Here is a 15,859-nt window from a genome sequence, read left to right on the forward strand (position 1 = left end):
TAAAACCATCAAGCATTCATTCTGGATCTGCAAATCCACCGAAGGCTCTTCATGAAAAAGGACGTGAACCGAAAATGGATCACGTCCCCTTTTTTGAACAAGAGACTAGCTCAATGCATGATAAGCTGCATTTGTTCCAGCGATGTTTCCGGTCACAAAGGCAACCGTGATATTGTAGCCGCCTGTGTAGCCATGCAGATCTAGAATTTCTCCGCAAAAGAATAGACCTTCTTGTTTCTTGGATGCCATCGTCTGGGGAGCAATTTCTTTTACAGAAACACCGCCGCCTGTAACGAAAGCTTTTTCGATCGATAATGTTCCGTTAACAGAAAAAGAAAAACTTTTCATTTGAGCAGCCAACTGCCGCAGTGCTTGCTTAGGAACTTGGTCGGCTGTAGAGTCACCGTCAATCTCAGCTCGCTCAATTAAAAAATGAAGAAACTTTTCTGGGAGTAACCCTTTAAGGACGTTTTTAAAGGCCTTTTTCGGTTCTGCATCAATCTTTTGCTGTAAAACGGATAGAAGCGCTTCTTCATTTTCTTCAGGAAAAGAATCAATTCTCATCTCAATAGATGGGACATTAAACTTTTTTAGCGCTTTTACTACGTACTGGCTGCATCTTAAAGCGGCTGGTCCTGAAACACCAAAATGGGTAAAAATCATATCCATTTGATGAGCTTTAATCAGCTTACCTTTTGGGTTCCAAACAGAAAGGGAAACGTTTCGCAAGGAAATTCCCTGCAATGTTTTCTGCTTTATGAACGTTTCATTTGAAGTAATAGGTACTTCAGTTGGATATAGCTCAGTAATCGTATGCCCTGCTTTCTTTGCCCAAGCGTACCCGTCTCCAGTAGAGCCTGTATGCGGAACAGATTTACCGCCAACCGCGATAACGATAGACTTTGTTTGGAGTTTCTCACCGCTCTGAAGGATGATCTCGTGGAGCTCATCTCCATAATGCACTGTTTTTACAGGTGTGTTTGTCCGAATCTGAACACCAAGCCGTTTAATCCTTTGTAAAAGAGCAGCAACTACATCTGTAGCTTTGTTCGAGACAGGGAACATTCGGCCGTGATCTTCTTCTTTCAGCTGGATGCCAAGCCCCTCAAAAAAATCGATAATATCTTCATTATTAAAAACAGAAAATGCACTATATAAAAAACGGCCGTTCCCCGGTATGTGTTTAATGATTTCTTCAACAGGCAGGCGGTTCGTTACATTACAGCGTCCGCCACCTGAAATCGCCAGCTTGCGTCCCAGCTTTTCTCCCTTATCAATAAGAAGGACAGAAGCCCCGTTTGAAGCGGCACCAACACTGGCCATAAGGCCTGAGGGACCTCCTCCGATCACAATACAATCATAAATCATACAATCCCAACTTTCTTAAACGTTCATGACTACAAATTATTTTCTACAATAGCATAGCTTATTTTAAAAGACTATGCTTTTCATAATCCTTACTTTTTTGCAAAAAGTTAAATGAGGTTACATCCGCTTTTTATGTGATACAATATCAATAATGTTTTTGGCGATTTAAGTCAAAAAGGATTACAAGACTAGGTTTCAGCCTGACGGAAACATATGGAGTCAGGTCAATTTTATTTAGGATGATTAGTAGGAGCTGAAAATAGTTGTCTCGATTACTTCGTGGAACATTGATTTTATCCGCTGCAACCTTTTTTTCTAAATTCATCGGATTAATCTTTGTTATTCCATTTACAAATCTAGTAGGTGAACAAGGCATGGCTCTTTACGGCTATGCTTATATTCCATATACCATATTACTTAGTATTTCCACAATGGGAGTTCCGCTTGCTGTTTCTAAGTTCGTGTCTAAATATAATGCTTTAGGAGATTATGCAACAGGCAGAAAACTGTTAAAATCCGGACTGCTCGTCATGACCTTAACCGGAACCCTGGCCTTTATTATTCTGTACATGTTAGCACCTGTTCTAGCTCAACAGATTATTAGTGAAAAAGGCGGACAAGGAAATAGCATAGATGACATTACGCTCGTTATCCGGATGGTGAGTACAGCTTTAATTATTGTACCATCGATGAGTTTGATCCGCGGATACTTTCAAGGTTTTCAGTCGATGGGACCTACAGCTGTTTCACAAGTTGTAGAGCAGATCGTACGAATTGTGTTTATCCTTGTTGCTAGTTTTGTTGTGATGAATTTATTAGACGGTGATTTAACTACTGCAGTAGCACTATCTACCTTTGCTGCAACCCTTGGTGCTGTTGCAGGTCTGATCGTTCTGATCTGGTACTGGATAAAGCGAAAACCTCATCTGCAAAAGATGTATGACCAAAGCAAACCAGTTGCTGATATTTCTTTATCAGATATTTATAAAGAGACAATCAAATACGCCATCCCATTTGTAGCGGTCGGCCTGGCGATTCCTCTCTATCAGATGATTGACCAGTTCACGATCGTAAAAACGCTGAAAAGTATGGATTATTCTCAAGAGAAAGCTGAATCCGTATTTGCGATCATTACGCAGATTGCACATAAACTCGTTATGATCCCTGTTTCTCTAGCAACAGCTTTAGCGCTGACACTGATTCCAGTTATTACAAAATCATTTACACAAAATAACGATGATGTACTTCATAAACAGATCACACAGACCTTCCAAATGGTGTTGTTTCTGACCGCACCTGCGGCGATCGGTTTAACGGTTCTTGCTTATCCGGCATACGGAGCACTTTTTGGAATGTCTTCCATGGAAACAGGCGGTTATTATCTTCAATGGTACGCGCCGACTGCATTATGGTTTGCGATGTTTACTGTAACAGCAGCAATCCTGCAAGGGCTAAACCAGCAGCGGTATGCATTTATAAGTTTATCTGTTGGTTTTCTTGCAAAACTTCTTCTTAACAAGCCTTTGTTATTGCTGTTTGGCGGAACGGGTTCAGTAATTGCAACAGATATTGGTTATACTCTTTCTATCTTGTTTAACCTGTATATAATAAAAAAATACAGTGGCTTTTCATTTAAATGGGTCTATCGCAGAACAGTTCTGATTACTTTATTCTGCGCAGCAATGGCCGTAGCTGTTACGGTTGTATCTAATCTTTTAGGTGATTCAGAAACAAGACTTGATACTATAATTAAGCTGACCGCTGGTATTATTACAGGAGGAGCGGTCTATGGTTTCCTAAGCTACCGTTCAGGGTTATTAAATATTATTTTAGGAGACCGTATACCTTTCTTGAAACGCAGAAAATAGGGAAAAATAAAAAAGAAGGCTGATAGAAAGCCTTCTTTTTAATGTGGTGAGGGTTATTTTTTAACGTGATTTTGTTCGTCATACCATTTTAGCTGATTTCCAATGCTATAGCCTTCGAGTGGAACTTCAAATTGAAAACCTGCTCTTTCTAACTCTGGCTGCAAGAATTCACGATACACCCATCCGCCATGAATATAGATTTTACATTGAGAGGGCTTATTGTTTTTCTCTAGATCTTGAATAACTTTGTGAGCCCACTCCCGTTTTTTAGATGTAGAAAAATTTTTGATAGAAACATTATACGGTTCAATGTATTGGTCTTTCGTTAAAAGTCCTTCTTTTGCGCTAAAGAAGTAAAAATCATCATAATGTTGCTGTGCGTATTGAACAGACTTAACGAATAGAGGACTTATGTATAAATCTATTGCTGCCGAAGGGTTTGAAGCTTTTTTTCGTGCAGTTGCTAAAAGACCTATTTTCCTTTTCATTCCAATTCCTCCTATAGTACTAAATTACCCCGTTTTTTCAAAAATCAATCAATTTTTTACAATAATATAGGAAAAATAGATCATTAGTGGAGGTTGTTTATTTATGAGAATTGATAAATGGTTATCGAATACAGGCTATGGAAGCAGAAAAGAAGTTAAGCAATTATTAAAGTCTGGCGCAGTGAAGTTGAATGGTGACGTAATAAAAGATCCTAAAACACAAGCAGATCCTGAAAAAGACCATGTATTGGTTCACGGAGAAGAGGCAGTTTATAAAGAATTCATCTACTTGATGATGAATAAGCCTCAGGGGGTCATTTCTGCCACTGAAGATTCTAGGCATGAAACGGTTATAGACCTGCTTTACATGGAAGACCAAAACTTCGAACCATTTCCTGTAGGCAGGTTAGACATAGATACAGAAGGGTTATTAATTTTGACCAATGATGGACAGTTGGCACATACTTTGCTTTCTCCTAAAAAACATGTACCCAAAACATATTTTGCCAAAATAAACGGTTCTATTCCTGATGATACGTTAGAAATCTTTAAAGAGGGTGTCATTTTAGAGGATGGATATAAAACAAAGCCAGCTTATTTGAAAGTGCTTCAGAATAACATGGATGAATCAGAGATCGAACTTACGATTACAGAAGGTAAGTTTCACCAAGTAAAAAGAATGTTTGAAGCGATCGGAAGAAAAGTAGTATACCTGCAAAGAATTCAGATGGGTCAACTAAAACTGGATGAATCACTGGAACTAGGAACATATCGCGAATTGTCTGAAGAGGAACTTAACTTACTATCTTTAAAAGAGGATGTTTTTGAATAATTTATTAGGGGTATCTTCCAATAAAAAGGAGATGTCGCTCAATGAAATTATCTGTGGAAAAATTAATGGGTGCAAAAGCTGAGAACGATACAGCTGATGTAAATGAACAGACTGAACATAAAATAAACGATATCCTATTTAACATGTATGATCATCGTCTATGTTATTTCACGTATACAGTCGATCATTACAGCAATCAACGAGAAGAAATGCCGGCTGATAAGCATATGGAAACAGTGGTTGCTGCCACGTCAGGTATCGGTACACAGAACACCCCAATGACAGGGAGTGCTTATCCTGAAACCAACGAGAGCTACACAAAAGATACGTTCTTTATTCCATGGCACCAGGTAAAAGAATTTAATGAAGATAAGCTAGTGTTTGCTGGGATCGAACAGCAAAGAGACGAGCCTAAAGAATGCTATTCCTATAGGGCTATAAAAGATTGGTCGGTCATCGATCAAGATGGTGAAAAGGTCGGAAAGATCAAAGACCTTATAGTTGATGCAGATCGTCAGCAAGTAATAGGATTCTCTCTGTCAGAGGGATTCTGGAAAAACTTATTTGGCAACGACGATAAATTTATGCCTGTGTCTGGGAAACCAGATTGGAAAAACCAAGAATGGAAAATCGAAAGAACACCGGACTTGCTCTTAAAAAACAGTCCTGAAGAGATTTAACATTACAAAGAGTGGACAATCTCCTTCCAAGAATACTGATCATAAAAAAATCCCCGCTATTTATAGCGGGGTTATTATTTATGCTTATCCGTATTATTTTACATATCTTTCTTAAGAAACTTTAACTTTCTTTCCTGTTGTTTCCCACATACCTCGGGCAGGACTTGTTACTAAATTGTTGTAAGAGAGCACATTCAGATCTCTTTGGATGGTTCGCTGTGTAGTTCCAAATTCTTCAACTAGTTCTCGTGTTGTTACAGTACCTTTCTTGCGAATAAACAAATACAGGGCTTTCACACGATTCAACATTCTGTCAGTTGAAGGACTCAAAAAACCACTCCTTGTTATTTAGATAGTTGTTAACACACTATATGATACCAGTCTAAAGTTAATGAAATATGAATGATGTATTACAATCCTTTTAATATTGTTTTAATAATTTTTTAATTAATTTCATAAGACCCACCCTTTTTGTAAACAAAAAAGCGAAGAAGCCATATTGGTCCTCCGCTGCGTAAGCCATTAGATGTTCAAAACGTTCAAAAGATGTCTGTGCGGCTATGCAGCAAAAACTCATAACGAACATATGATCCCAAGACAAAGGAAAATTGTCAGTTAAGCAACACCACACCTCCCATTTACGCACCATTATACACGAAAGTCAACGCTTGTCAACACCTAATATATCCCAACTATTTGAAACTGTCTCACCATTTCTATAGGGAAAAAGGTACAATATAAGGGTTAAAAAATTCGTGAAAAGTTAGGAGCGATAAGGTGTACATTTTGCAAAAGGTTATGAATCGCCTGATCGTATTAAACAAACTTGGGATTTTCTCCTTTACTTTTTTTATCGTCATTTTTTCTTCAATTGTAATGCATGAATTAGAACCTAAAACATTTCCAAGGTGGTTTGACGCCCTATGGTATGTGATGACAACTGTAACCACGGTAGGATATGGAGATTTTTATCCAGTTTCCGTTGCAGGCAGAATCTACGCGATATTTATTTTTTTAGTTGGAATTGGTATTGCAGGTCTAGCGATCGGAAAACTTGTTGAAGCACTGGGAGCTCATCGAAAACATAAGGAGGAAGGAAGGTTGAATTTTAGAGGGAAAAATCATTTCGTAATTATTGGCTGGTCTGAAAAAGCAAAATATGCTGTAAATGAGATTATTGAAACTCACCCTGAACTTGAAATCGTACTTATTGATCAACTAACCGTAACACCTATGACTCATCATAATCTTCATTATGTTCAAGGTGATCCTTCAATGGAAGCCACTTTAAACCAAGCAAATTTGAAAGAAGCAAAATCAGTGCTAGTCTTTTCGGATGACTCTATTCGCGACTCGGCATTAGCTGATGGTAAAACGCTCTTAATCGTAACTTCTGTAGAAAGATTAACTCCGCATATACATAGCACCGTTGAGATAAAAAAAGAAGAGCATATTAAGAACTTTAGGCATGCTAAAGTAGATGAGTTTGTTTTGAGCCATGAAACGGTATCACGTATGGCGGTGCGTTCAGCATTTTCGAAAGGAATTACAGACATATACACTCAGCTTCTTTCACATAAAGAAGGAGAGAATTTGTTTGAAGTACGGAAAAAGGCAGAATGGAAAACGTATAAAGATGCTTTTGACGGCTTACTTAGAGAAGGAGCAACATTAATCGCAGACGGAAATGACCTTGCCATAAACAAAAAATTAGACGATAGAATACGTGATGATGCACGGCTATATATCATTTGCAGCAAAGACGTTTACGAATCGTTGAAATAAATCGTATAGAAAGGATGCTTTACTATGGATCAAATAAATTGGAAAGAAGAAGTTGAAGTTCGAAAAGAAAAATTGATGGAGGATACAAAAGGTCTTTTGCGCATTCCAAGTCTTCTTGATGAGGAAAATGCTAAAGAAAGTGCACCTTTTGGACCAGAAATTGAACGTGCATTAACATATTTGCTAGACCTAGGTAAAGAAAGCGGTATGACCATTAAGAATGTGGATGGGTATGCAGGACACATTGAAATCGGAAGCGGAGAAGATATCGTAGGTGTTCTTTGTCATGTTGATGTTGTGCCTGCTGGTGAAGGTTGGTCAGTAGATCCTTTTGGGGCAGAAGTTAAGGATGGGAAAATCTTTGCAAGAGGTGCGATCGATGATAAAGGTCCGACTATGGCAGCCTTCTATGGAATGAAGATCATTCAGGAACTAAAACTGCCTTTAACGAAGAGAGTCAGAATGATCATCGGCTGTGATGAAGAAAGCAACTGGCAATGTGTAAGACATTACTTTACGAAAGAAGAAATGCCATCAATCGGATTTGCTCCTGATGCTGATTTTCCAATCATCTCCGCTGAAAAAGGAATATTCGATGTGGAATTTAGTATAGCAGGGAGTGACACAGCAGGAAGTGTAGGATTGCAGTTAACAACTTTCAAATCTGGTGAGCGTTTAAATATGGTCCCAGATCAAGCAGAAGCTAAAATCCAGGGTATAGGATTAGAGGAACTGCAGCAAGCGTTCGAAAGCTTCGGAAAGACAAGGGGAATAGTATGTCACGCTTTAATAGAAAACGATGCACTCATCCTAAAGGTTAAAGGTAAATCAGCGCATGGAAGTACTCCCGAAATAGGAATGAATGCGGGTCTTTTACTTGGTGAATTTTTAAAGAACAGCCCTTTTACGGGACAAGCTAAGACGTTTCTAAACTTGCTGGAAGATGTGACTGGTGAACATACAGGAAATAAACTAGGTATCTCGGCAGTTGATGAAGAGAGCGGCAAATTAACGGTAAATGTAGGGGTCATGGCTTTTAACGAAGCAGAAGGCGGAAAAGTAGGGATGAATGTTCGCTATCCTGTTACACACGATAGTGATGTTATTGAGAGTTCATTAAAAGAACGAGCACAGTCAGGTGATTGGTCAATGAGAATTATTGAAAACAATCCGCCTAACTATGTGGAAGAGAACCATCCATTAATTAAAACACTGCAAAAAGTGTATGAAGAACAAACAGGTAAAAAGGGTGAATTAATGGCAATTGGCGGAGGTACTTATGCACGTTCATTAGAAACGGGTGTCGCTTTCGGAGCATTGTTCCCTGGCAGGGAAGATGTTGCTCATCAGAAGGATGAGCATATGTTTGTAGAAGATTTGCTTCTTGCTGCAGCGATTTATGCACAAGCCATTTATGAACTGGCAAAATAGCTTGTAAGAGAGGGTACATCATGAAGAAAACGTTTGACCAAACCTCTATCAGTCTAAAAGGTTTTTATCTACTGAGTTTTTTTGGTCTAGGGAGCTTATTCCCGTTATTAGGTGTTTATTTTAAAGAAGAAGTGGGACTTAGCGGAACTGAAATTGGTACGTTAATGTCTATAAGTCCAGTTGTTATGATCTTTGCTCAGCCTTTATGGGGCATAGCAACGGATTATACGAGACGTCCACGATCAGTACTGGTTCTATCCCTATTGTTAACAGCTGTATTAGGTTATAGCATCTTTCTTTTGGAATCATATGTATGGCTTATTGCTCTACTCGTCGTGTTTTCCTTTATGCAAAGTGCCTTAGTGCCTGTGTCAGACAGCATCCTTTTAAATTACGTCCAAAAAGAAAACAAACAATATGGAAACTATAGACTGTTCGGTGCGGTTGGATTTGCAATAGCTGTTTATCTGGCTGGGAGGCTCGCTGAAGTCTTTGGCATACACGTTATTTTCTATATGTTTACAACTGTTCTTATCATCTGTGTTTTATTTGTTGTAAGGATGCCGAAAGAAAGTCAATCGCTTAAGACAGACCTTAGAAAGGGAATTGATCAACTGGTTAAAATGCCTTCCTATCTCGTTTTTCTTTCGGCCACTTTTCTAGTGTTTGGCCCAATCTTTGCAAACAACTTTTATTTCGGTTTTTATATTCAGGAAACAGGCGGAACACTTGCAGGAGTGGGATTAGCCTTCTTAGTTGCAGCTGGAAGCGAAGCGCCGTTTATGAAGTTTGCTGGACTGACGATTAAAAGGTGGGGCATGATGAACATTATGATATTTGCTGCGACCGTTTCTGCTGTCCGCTGGACGTTTTATTTTTTTGAACCGTCATATTCAGTAGTACTGATAACAACTGTTGTACAAGGATTTTCGGTAGGTTTGTTTATTCCTGCCGCGATGGAATATGTACGTACCTACACACCCATAGAGGTGAGAGCTACAGCAGTATCGTTATACTCAGCTGTCGGCAATGGATTAGGTTCCTGGTTTTGTACGTTTGTAGGCGGTGTTATTTTTGATAAGTTCAACATCTTCTACACGTATTTATTCTTTGGCGTACTGTCTTTTGCCGGGCTATTTATGGTTTTTATTCTCTCCAGAATGGAAGTGCAAGGACGCATACTACTTCACAGGTCCATATAAAATAAAGGCATCCCGCGTTGATGATTGGGATGCCTTGTTTTTATTCAAACTGAAATAAATCGCTTGATAAATAGCGTTCTCCAGAGTCACATGTGATGCAGATGACCACATCACCTTTTTTTCGCTTTTCCGCAATTTTTAAAGCGGCATAAACGGCAGCCCCTGATGATGGACCGACTAATATTCCTTCTTCTGAAGCTAGTCGTCTTGTAATCGTATAAGCATCTTCATCATTGACCTGTACGATTTCGTCATAGACTTTTTGGTTTAAGATCGGTGGTATAAATCCAGGACTTGTCCCGACAAGTTTATGCTTTCCTGGCTTTCCGCCTGACAAAACAGGTGATCCTTTTGGTTCCACCACATGAACAGTCAGATCGGGAAAGAATGACTTAAGCGTTTCGCCAGTGCCTGTAATCGTACCGCCAGTTCCTGCAGGTGCGATAAAAGCAGTAAAGTGCTGATTCAGTTCTTCGATTGCTTCTTTAATTTCTACGGCAGTACTGCCACGGTGGGCATCTGGGTTTGAAGGGTTCTCAAATTGCATCGGCATATAGCTGTTTGGAATTTCATCAGCAAGTTCCCGTGCTTTTTTTATTGCACCTGGCATCTTTTCATCACCAGGTGTGAGAACCACTTTTGCACCATAAGCTTTTAATAAATTAATTCTTTCTTCTGTCATCGTATCAGGCATAACAATAATAGACTTATATCCTCTAGCGGCTGCATTCATAGCTAGGCCGATTCCAGTGTTACCTGAAGTAGGTTCGATAATCGTAGACCCTTCTTTAAGGTAGCCCTTTTTTTCTGCTTCAACAATCATGTTAAAAGCAGCTCGGTCTTTAAGACTTCGGCTAGGGTTGTAATATTCTAATTTAACATATACATCGGCTCCATCTTTATGAGGAAGACGATTTAACTTCACAATAGGTGTATCTCCAATTAAATCAGCGATGTTTGAAACGACTCTCATCATTTGCACTCCTTTTCGTTGCTTTTACAAGTATAACAAATAAGTGTTGTGGTAAAAAAGCAGATAGACACATTAATAAATTTGATAAAATAAAACAAGGTGGTGTGATTTTATGCAAAGGCATTATTTTATAGCTGTGAAGCTTCCTGCAGAATTGAAAACAAAACTTGCGGAATTCTGCAAGCATATCAAAAAAGATCATCATTTTAAAACATGGGTACATTTAGAAGATCTTCATATTACGTTAGCCTTTTTAGGATCTGCATCAACTCGGCAGCTGGAAACACTTCATTCGTTATTAAAAGAAGAAGTAACAAATCATGATGAGTTCTCCTTAAAGGTTGACCATTTTGGATTTTTCGGAAATAAACAAAACCCTCGAATTTTTTGGGCAGGTATAAAAGAGCAACACAGTTTATATCGTCTGCAAAAACAAGTGTCTTATGTATGTACGGAAGCTGGCTTTACATTAGAGAACAGACCATATGCTCCTCATATTACACTTGCACGGAAACATATTGATTCTGAAGACCGTTCAATAAACGCCGCGGATTGGTGGAAACAATATGGTGAGGAAATACCGTTCAATGTTGAGAAAATCGTGATTTACGAAACGCATACAGAAAAGCAGCCTAAATATGAAATTGTACAATCCTTTTCATTACAAAATTAAAAGGAGAGGAGAAGAGAAGAATGTCACAGCTTGTAAAATTACAAGATTATGTTTCACGATATGAAAATAACCTGTACCATTATCAGTCGTTATTTACGAGAATTAAAGAGAATCGCTGGAAAGCTTTCAAGCAAAACAAAGTAAATCAAAATCAAAATGCAATGCATAAAGAATTCCGAAATAAACTATTTACTCATCAATTAAACTGGGCTACATCTACGGTGAAAGAAATTTCAAATTGTGACAAGCGGTTTGTTCAGGATAGAACGCTGCAATTTTTGATTCAAGAAATCCCTGATAATTATTTATTGTTTTATGAACCTGTGCTGCAAGTGAAAAATGCTGGAGTTGAATTAGATGTTATTTTAGCAGGACCGACAGACGTCTGGCTGATCGTTTGGATGAACGGTGAAGGGATATGGCAAGAAGCACAAGATAACAAGCGATTTTGGAAGAATGTTCATTCAGATCAAAAAGAAACGGTTTTAAGTCCAATCATCCGTCTCGATCGAATGAATTCGATGGTAAGAGAATTTTGGGAGCCTTATGAGAATCAGCTATCCATAAAACCGTGCATTGTTGCTCCCCATGCTTTTATTGACTTCTCAAATGACTGGAGAAAGATTTCATATATAGACAAGCGGAACTTTCAAGAGTGGCACACGCAGCTGCAGCAGAATCCAGCACCTATTAAAAGTCAGCAATTAAAATTTGTATCTGACTTGCTAAGGATAGGTGTAACAAACTCTCTTTTCAGAAAAGATCCATTGTCCAATGAGTCTGAGTTTCATTTTGAAGGTATTTAAAGAATTTTGTCGAAAGTCTTTAAAAATCCGTAAATCGAGGGCTCGCTGAATGAAAAAGTACTTTTTTATTATTAACTCAAACAATGCAAAAGCTGTAAAAACATTTAAATCTTTAAAAAAGGCGATGGATCAGGAAGGAATTCCCTATCGAACGTTTTATACAGAACATAGTGGTCATGCCGTTGAAATTGCTAAAAAGATTACATACATGAACAAAGATTTAATAAAGGCCGTTATAGCTGTAGGCGGTGATGGTACGATCCATGAAGTCTTTAATGGGATTAAAGATCATGAAAGTATTCCGCTAGGATTCATTTCAGGTGGCTCAGGGAACGATATCGTTCGTGTGCTTACTAAAGAAGTAAGAGGTGTTAAAAGGCAAATCTCTTATCTAAAGCGTAATCGGATGATTAAAACCGACTCAGGGGAAATGCAATTAACAGGAAGAAGCAAGAAACGCCAAGCATTCATTAGTGCCATCGGTATTGGTCTAGACGGAGAAGTAGCAAAGTACACAAATGAGGCAATATACAAAAAGTACTTACATAAGTTAAAATTAGGAACGCTTGCATATGTAGTCACATTGTTTAAAGTCCTGAGGTTCTATAGGCCAGGTACAATGGAAATAAAATTAGATGGAAGAGAGTATGTTTTTCACAACGTCTGGCTTGTAGCTGTTGGAAACATGCCCTATTATGGAGGGGGCATGAAAATTTGTCCTGAAGCGAAATACAACGACGGAATTTTAGATGTTTGTGTTGTACATAATCTATCAATCCTTAAGCTTTTGCTGCTTTTTATATCGGTATTTTGGGGCGGACATGTGAAAGTGCAAGGTGTTTCTCAATTGAAAGGGAAAGAAATTGCAGTTGCCACGAAACATCCAGTGGCTATTCATGCTGATGGTGAATACAAGGGAACAACACCGATTGAAATTGTTATCCAACCTGCCTCAGTTTCTGTGAAAATATAAGGCTCAATTCTAAAGGATAATATCATTTTTTACTTTTCTTCATTGCAAGTTGATTGGAGTGAAAGGTACGAGACTCCTGCGGGACGAGCGGTCAGGTGGAGACTCCTAATGGCGCAAAGCGGCAGGAGGCTCACCGTACGCCCCGCGGAAAGCGAGTATCTGTAACGGAAATCAACCACTTTCAAAAGCAACAAAGTTTGCGTAAACATCAAAATATAAAAACATATGAGTGGGGAATAAAAATGAAATGGACAGATCTATTTAATATCGCACTTTTTGCAGTTCTCTGGGTTGCATTGATTCATAAGAAATCCGGAATTAAAGAATGGCTATTAAATATTACGAATGACCAGCTGTTGATCGGGATTATTGTTCCAGTGATCATTTATGCTGCCCTTGTTATCACAGGCAGAATCGTAAAGAACAAATATTTAAACGCTGATTGAGAGGGAGGATTCCCTCTCTCTTTTTTTCATGTAAAGGAATAACAAAATCAAATTAAGTTCAATATGATGTAATAGCGATTTAAAGGGGTGTGACTGATGAGTATAGATAGTATTTCGTTGGTGGCTTATATAGATGATTTTTCAATGATAACAATTGTAGCGAATAAGCCCTTTTCGATCATCCCTTCACTTTCACTGGTAGATGACAAAGGGACCGCTCAGCCATTAACTATTGATAAGCAAGAACATTATCATGAACAGATTATATATAAATGCAAAACATCAACACCATTCGATTTGTTTAAGGAATATTGGATTACCTATAACGACAGAAGAATCCCCTTGATGGTAGGAAGTATCGTTAGAACAGAAAAGTTTGATACCCTTTTTTACGATGATAGCGTCCTTGGCGCGACTTTCACACCTGAGTTCACTACGTTTAAGGTGTGGTCACCAGTTGCTTATGAGATAAGACTCAAGTACAAACCAGCTCATTCAAACTCTTATTTTGAGCAAAAGATGGATCGAAATGAAAAAGGATTGTGGCAAACTACCTTAGAAGGTAATCATCATTTAACAGAGTATACTTATTTGGCAAAAGTGAATCATGAATGGGTGGAAACGACTGATCCATATTCACGGTCAGTTACAATAAACGGTGAAAAATCAGTTGTTGTTCATCTTCCTGAAACAGATCCTGCAGACTGGAATCGGTCTGAAAAAAAGATAAACCTCCGTTCAAAAACAAACAGCGTTATTTATGAAGTTCATGTGCGGGATTTTACGATTCATTCTGACAGCGGTATCAAAAATAAAGGCAAGTATTTAGGATTAACTGAATTGCAAACGACAACATCAAAAGGCTATCCTACGGGATTGGATTATCTTAAGAGTCTAGGTATTAGTCATGTGCAGTTAATGCCTGTCGCTGACTTTGGAAGTGTTGATGAAACGAATCCGGAAAAAGAGTATAACTGGGGATATGATCCTGTCCACTTTTTGGCACCTGAAGGATCATACTCTACGAATCCACACGACCCTGTATGCAGAATTACAGAACTTAAGATGCTGATTCAAAGCCTTCAAAATAATGGATTTTCTGTGATTCTAGATGTGGTTTTTAACCATGTGTATAAACTGGAAGAGTCATCATTTGAAAAGCTCGTTCCTGGATATTATTTTCGTTATGATGATGGCGGTAAGCCTGTGAACGGAACAGGGGTTGGAAATGACACAGCTTCAGAAAGAAAAATGATGCGAAAGTTTATACTAGATGCTCTCACTTACTGGATGAACGAATATAAAGTTGATGGATTTCGCTTCGATCTTATGGGAATACACGATGTAGAAACAATGAATATAGCTGCGAAAAAGTTAAAATCGTTGAATCCAGGAGTATTTTTGTTAGGAGAAGGCTGGGACTTAAATACTTATTTAGAACCTGAGAAAAAAGCCTCCCTCTCATCAGCGAAAAAGATGCCTGACTACTCTTTCTTTAATGATGCATTTCGTGATCATGTGAAAGGAAGTATCTTTGTAGAAGGTCACAGAGGTTTTATAAATGGAAATCAAGAGGATCGAATTAAACACCAAATGGCACATGTTATGAGAGGGTATGCTGGAAATCACGATAAATTTTTAAACGCTGAACAAAGCATTAACTATACAGAATGTCATGATAATCATACATTATACGACCTGCTGGCTATTCGGCATCCACACGAAAGTGAGAGCATCCGAAGAAAACGTCAGCAGCTTGCGTTAGCTTTCACGATCTTTGCACGCGGTGTCCCTTTTATACATGCCGGGCAAGAGTTTTTCAGAACGAAACACGGAGCAGAAAACAGCTACAATCTTCCTGATAAGATTAATGCAATCAATTGGAACAGATGTGAGTTATATCATAATGACGTTGCTTACTTTAGACAACTAATTAAAATTAGAAAAGAGCAAGCTGTTTTTAGTGATAACAGAAGTGAACTCATTGAATGGAAACTTCCAGATGGCGCAATAGGATTTAAATTACAACTTCCTTTGACCGATAAAATAAGTAAGGATTCTCATTGGAATAAAGTAGTACTGCTTTTTAATCAAACATTACAGCCAATAAGTATCCCTCTTAATCAAGATAGCTGGAGCGTAGTGATTGAAGATGAAGTGCACAATGAAAGAGTATTAAGCTCTAATTGCTACACATTACATCCATTGTCTTTTTCGATGTTATATAGTGTATAGGTTTGTAAAGTATGAAGAATCGAGTGCTTTTCTTGTTTTTTTGTGTTAAAATAATGACTTCGCAGTAATTTATTTAGATACGGAAATGAAATACTTTGT

The 15,859-nt window shown here is 38.3% G+C and carries 15 protein-coding genes; 11 read left to right on the forward strand and 4 right to left on the reverse strand.

Annotated features, from left to right (window positions below; genetic code table 11):
* Positions 1–105 precede the first annotated feature (105 nt).
* Positions 106–1,368 (reverse strand): NAD(P)/FAD-dependent oxidoreductase, encoded by a 1,263-nt coding sequence (locus tag QUF49_RS05760; protein WP_289494772.1) that lies wholly within the window; start codon positions 1,366–1,368, stop codon positions 106–108.
* A 263-nt stretch (positions 1,369–1,631) separates the two neighbouring features.
* On the opposite strand from QUF49_RS05760, the gene QUF49_RS05765 reads away from it, so the two are divergent.
* Positions 1,632–3,236: a putative polysaccharide biosynthesis protein gene (locus QUF49_RS05765; RefSeq protein WP_289494773.1), complete on the forward strand. Its 1,605-nt coding sequence runs from the start codon at positions 1,632–1,634 to the stop codon at positions 3,234–3,236.
* A 53-nt stretch (positions 3,237–3,289) separates the two neighbouring features.
* Here QUF49_RS05765 and QUF49_RS05770 read toward each other — a convergent pair whose 3' ends face one another.
* Positions 3,290–3,724, reverse strand: a complete 435-nt coding sequence (locus QUF49_RS05770; RefSeq protein ID WP_289494774.1) for a DUF6884 domain-containing protein — start codon at positions 3,722–3,724, stop codon at positions 3,290–3,292.
* A 103-nt stretch (positions 3,725–3,827) separates the two neighbouring features.
* On the opposite strand from QUF49_RS05770, the gene QUF49_RS05775 reads away from it, so the two are divergent.
* Together QUF49_RS05775 and QUF49_RS05780 are read left to right on the forward strand one after the other, a co-directional pair.
* A complete protein-coding gene (locus QUF49_RS05775; RefSeq protein ID WP_289494775.1) occupies positions 3,828–4,556 on the forward strand; it encodes a pseudouridine synthase in 729 nt (242 codons plus the stop codon).
* A gap of 41 nt (positions 4,557–4,597) precedes the next feature.
* The gene (locus QUF49_RS05780) at positions 4,598–5,236 is read left to right on the forward strand and encodes a PRC-barrel domain-containing protein (protein WP_289494776.1); all 639 of its coding nucleotides are present in this window, start codon (positions 4,598–4,600) and stop codon (positions 5,234–5,236) included.
* Between the two features lie 111 nt (positions 5,237–5,347).
* Here the strand turns inward: QUF49_RS05780 and QUF49_RS05785 are convergent, their stop codons facing one another.
* Entirely contained in the window at positions 5,348–5,566 is a 219-nt protein-coding gene (locus tag QUF49_RS05785; RefSeq protein ID WP_066243921.1) for a DeoR family transcriptional regulator, read from the reverse strand.
* A 447-nt stretch (positions 5,567–6,013) separates the two neighbouring features.
* Between QUF49_RS05785 and QUF49_RS05790 the strand changes: the two genes are divergently transcribed.
* From QUF49_RS05790 to QUF49_RS05800, 3 genes are read left to right on the forward strand one after another with little or no spacing between them, the layout of a single operon-like run.
* Positions 6,014–7,021 carry a potassium channel family protein gene (locus QUF49_RS05790; RefSeq protein ID WP_289494777.1) on the forward strand — a complete coding sequence of 336 codons (1,008 nt, stop codon included), beginning with the start codon at positions 6,014–6,016 and terminating at the stop codon, positions 7,019–7,021.
* A 24-nt stretch (positions 7,022–7,045) separates the two neighbouring features.
* Positions 7,046–8,452 carry a dipeptidase PepV gene (gene pepV, locus QUF49_RS05795; protein ID WP_289494779.1) on the forward strand — a complete coding sequence of 469 codons (1,407 nt, stop codon included), beginning with the start codon at positions 7,046–7,048 and terminating at the stop codon, positions 8,450–8,452.
* Between the two features lie 20 nt (positions 8,453–8,472).
* Positions 8,473–9,654 (forward strand): MFS transporter, encoded by a 1,182-nt coding sequence (locus QUF49_RS05800; RefSeq protein WP_289494780.1) that lies wholly within the window; start codon positions 8,473–8,475, stop codon positions 9,652–9,654.
* Positions 9,655–9,694: 40 nt separating this feature from the next.
* Here QUF49_RS05800 and cysK read toward each other — a convergent pair whose 3' ends face one another.
* On the reverse strand, positions 9,695–10,627 hold the full coding sequence (gene cysK / locus QUF49_RS05805) for a cysteine synthase A (RefSeq protein ID WP_289494781.1): 933 nt from the start codon (positions 10,625–10,627) through the stop codon (positions 9,695–9,697).
* A gap of 112 nt (positions 10,628–10,739) precedes the next feature.
* Here cysK and thpR point away from each other — a divergent pair, with 112 nt between their 5' ends.
* The 5 genes from thpR to pulA all read left to right on the forward strand — a co-directional run bounded on the left by thpR (position 10,740) and on the right by pulA (position 15,760).
* Positions 10,740–11,300 (forward strand): RNA 2',3'-cyclic phosphodiesterase, encoded by a 561-nt coding sequence (thpR, locus tag QUF49_RS05810; protein ID WP_289494782.1) that lies wholly within the window; start codon positions 10,740–10,742, stop codon positions 11,298–11,300.
* Positions 11,301–11,320: 20 nt separating this feature from the next.
* Positions 11,321–12,106: a hypothetical protein gene (locus QUF49_RS05815; RefSeq protein WP_289494783.1), complete on the forward strand. Its 786-nt coding sequence runs from the start codon at positions 11,321–11,323 to the stop codon at positions 12,104–12,106.
* 49 nt (positions 12,107–12,155) lie between these two features.
* Positions 12,156–13,079 (forward strand): diacylglycerol/lipid kinase family protein, encoded by a 924-nt coding sequence (locus tag QUF49_RS05820; RefSeq protein WP_289494784.1) that lies wholly within the window; start codon positions 12,156–12,158, stop codon positions 13,077–13,079.
* Between the two features lie 95 nt (positions 13,080–13,174).
* The gene (locus tag QUF49_RS05825) at positions 13,175–13,525 is read left to right on the forward strand and encodes a hypothetical protein (RefSeq protein WP_289494785.1); all 351 of its coding nucleotides are present in this window, start codon (positions 13,175–13,177) and stop codon (positions 13,523–13,525) included.
* A 96-nt stretch (positions 13,526–13,621) separates the two neighbouring features.
* Positions 13,622–15,760, forward strand: coding sequence for a type I pullulanase (gene pulA, locus QUF49_RS05830; RefSeq protein ID WP_289494786.1), 2,139 nt, complete (start codon positions 13,622–13,624; stop codon positions 15,758–15,760).
* Positions 15,761–15,859: the final 99 nt, after the last annotated feature.

Origin of the sequence: Fictibacillus sp. b24, from assembly GCF_030348825.1 — a bacterium.
In the GTDB taxonomy this organism is placed as follows: Bacteria; Bacillota; Bacilli; order Bacillales; family Fictibacillaceae; genus Fictibacillus.

What these genes read in the sequence shown, in the direction of transcription:
- QUF49_RS05760 (WP_289494772.1), bottom strand. Translation starts at nt 1,368, where the DNA reads ATGATTTATGATTGTATTGTGATCGGAGGAGGTCCCTCAGGCCTTATG.
- QUF49_RS05770 (WP_289494774.1), bottom strand. Translation starts at nt 3,724, where the DNA reads ATGAAAAGGAAAATAGGTCTTTTAGCAACTGCACGAAAAAAAGCTTCA.
- QUF49_RS05775 (WP_289494775.1), top strand. Translation starts at nt 3,828, where the DNA reads ATGAGAATTGATAAATGGTTATCGAATACAGGCTATGGAAGCAGAAAA.
- QUF49_RS05780 (WP_289494776.1), top strand. Translation starts at nt 4,598, where the DNA reads ATGAAATTATCTGTGGAAAAATTAATGGGTGCAAAAGCTGAGAACGAT.
- pepV (WP_289494779.1), top strand. Translation starts at nt 7,046, where the DNA reads ATGGATCAAATAAATTGGAAAGAAGAAGTTGAAGTTCGAAAAGAAAAA.
- QUF49_RS05800 (WP_289494780.1), top strand. Translation starts at nt 8,473, where the DNA reads ATGAAGAAAACGTTTGACCAAACCTCTATCAGTCTAAAAGGTTTTTAT.
- cysK (WP_289494781.1), bottom strand. Translation starts at nt 10,627, where the DNA reads ATGAGAGTCGTTTCAAACATCGCTGATTTAATTGGAGATACACCTATT.
- thpR (WP_289494782.1), top strand. Translation starts at nt 10,740, where the DNA reads ATGCAAAGGCATTATTTTATAGCTGTGAAGCTTCCTGCAGAATTGAAA.
- QUF49_RS05815 (WP_289494783.1), top strand. Translation starts at nt 11,321, where the DNA reads ATGTCACAGCTTGTAAAATTACAAGATTATGTTTCACGATATGAAAAT.
- QUF49_RS05820 (WP_289494784.1), top strand. Translation starts at nt 12,156, where the DNA reads ATGAAAAAGTACTTTTTTATTATTAACTCAAACAATGCAAAAGCTGTA.
- pulA (WP_289494786.1), top strand. Translation starts at nt 13,622, where the DNA reads ATGAGTATAGATAGTATTTCGTTGGTGGCTTATATAGATGATTTTTCA.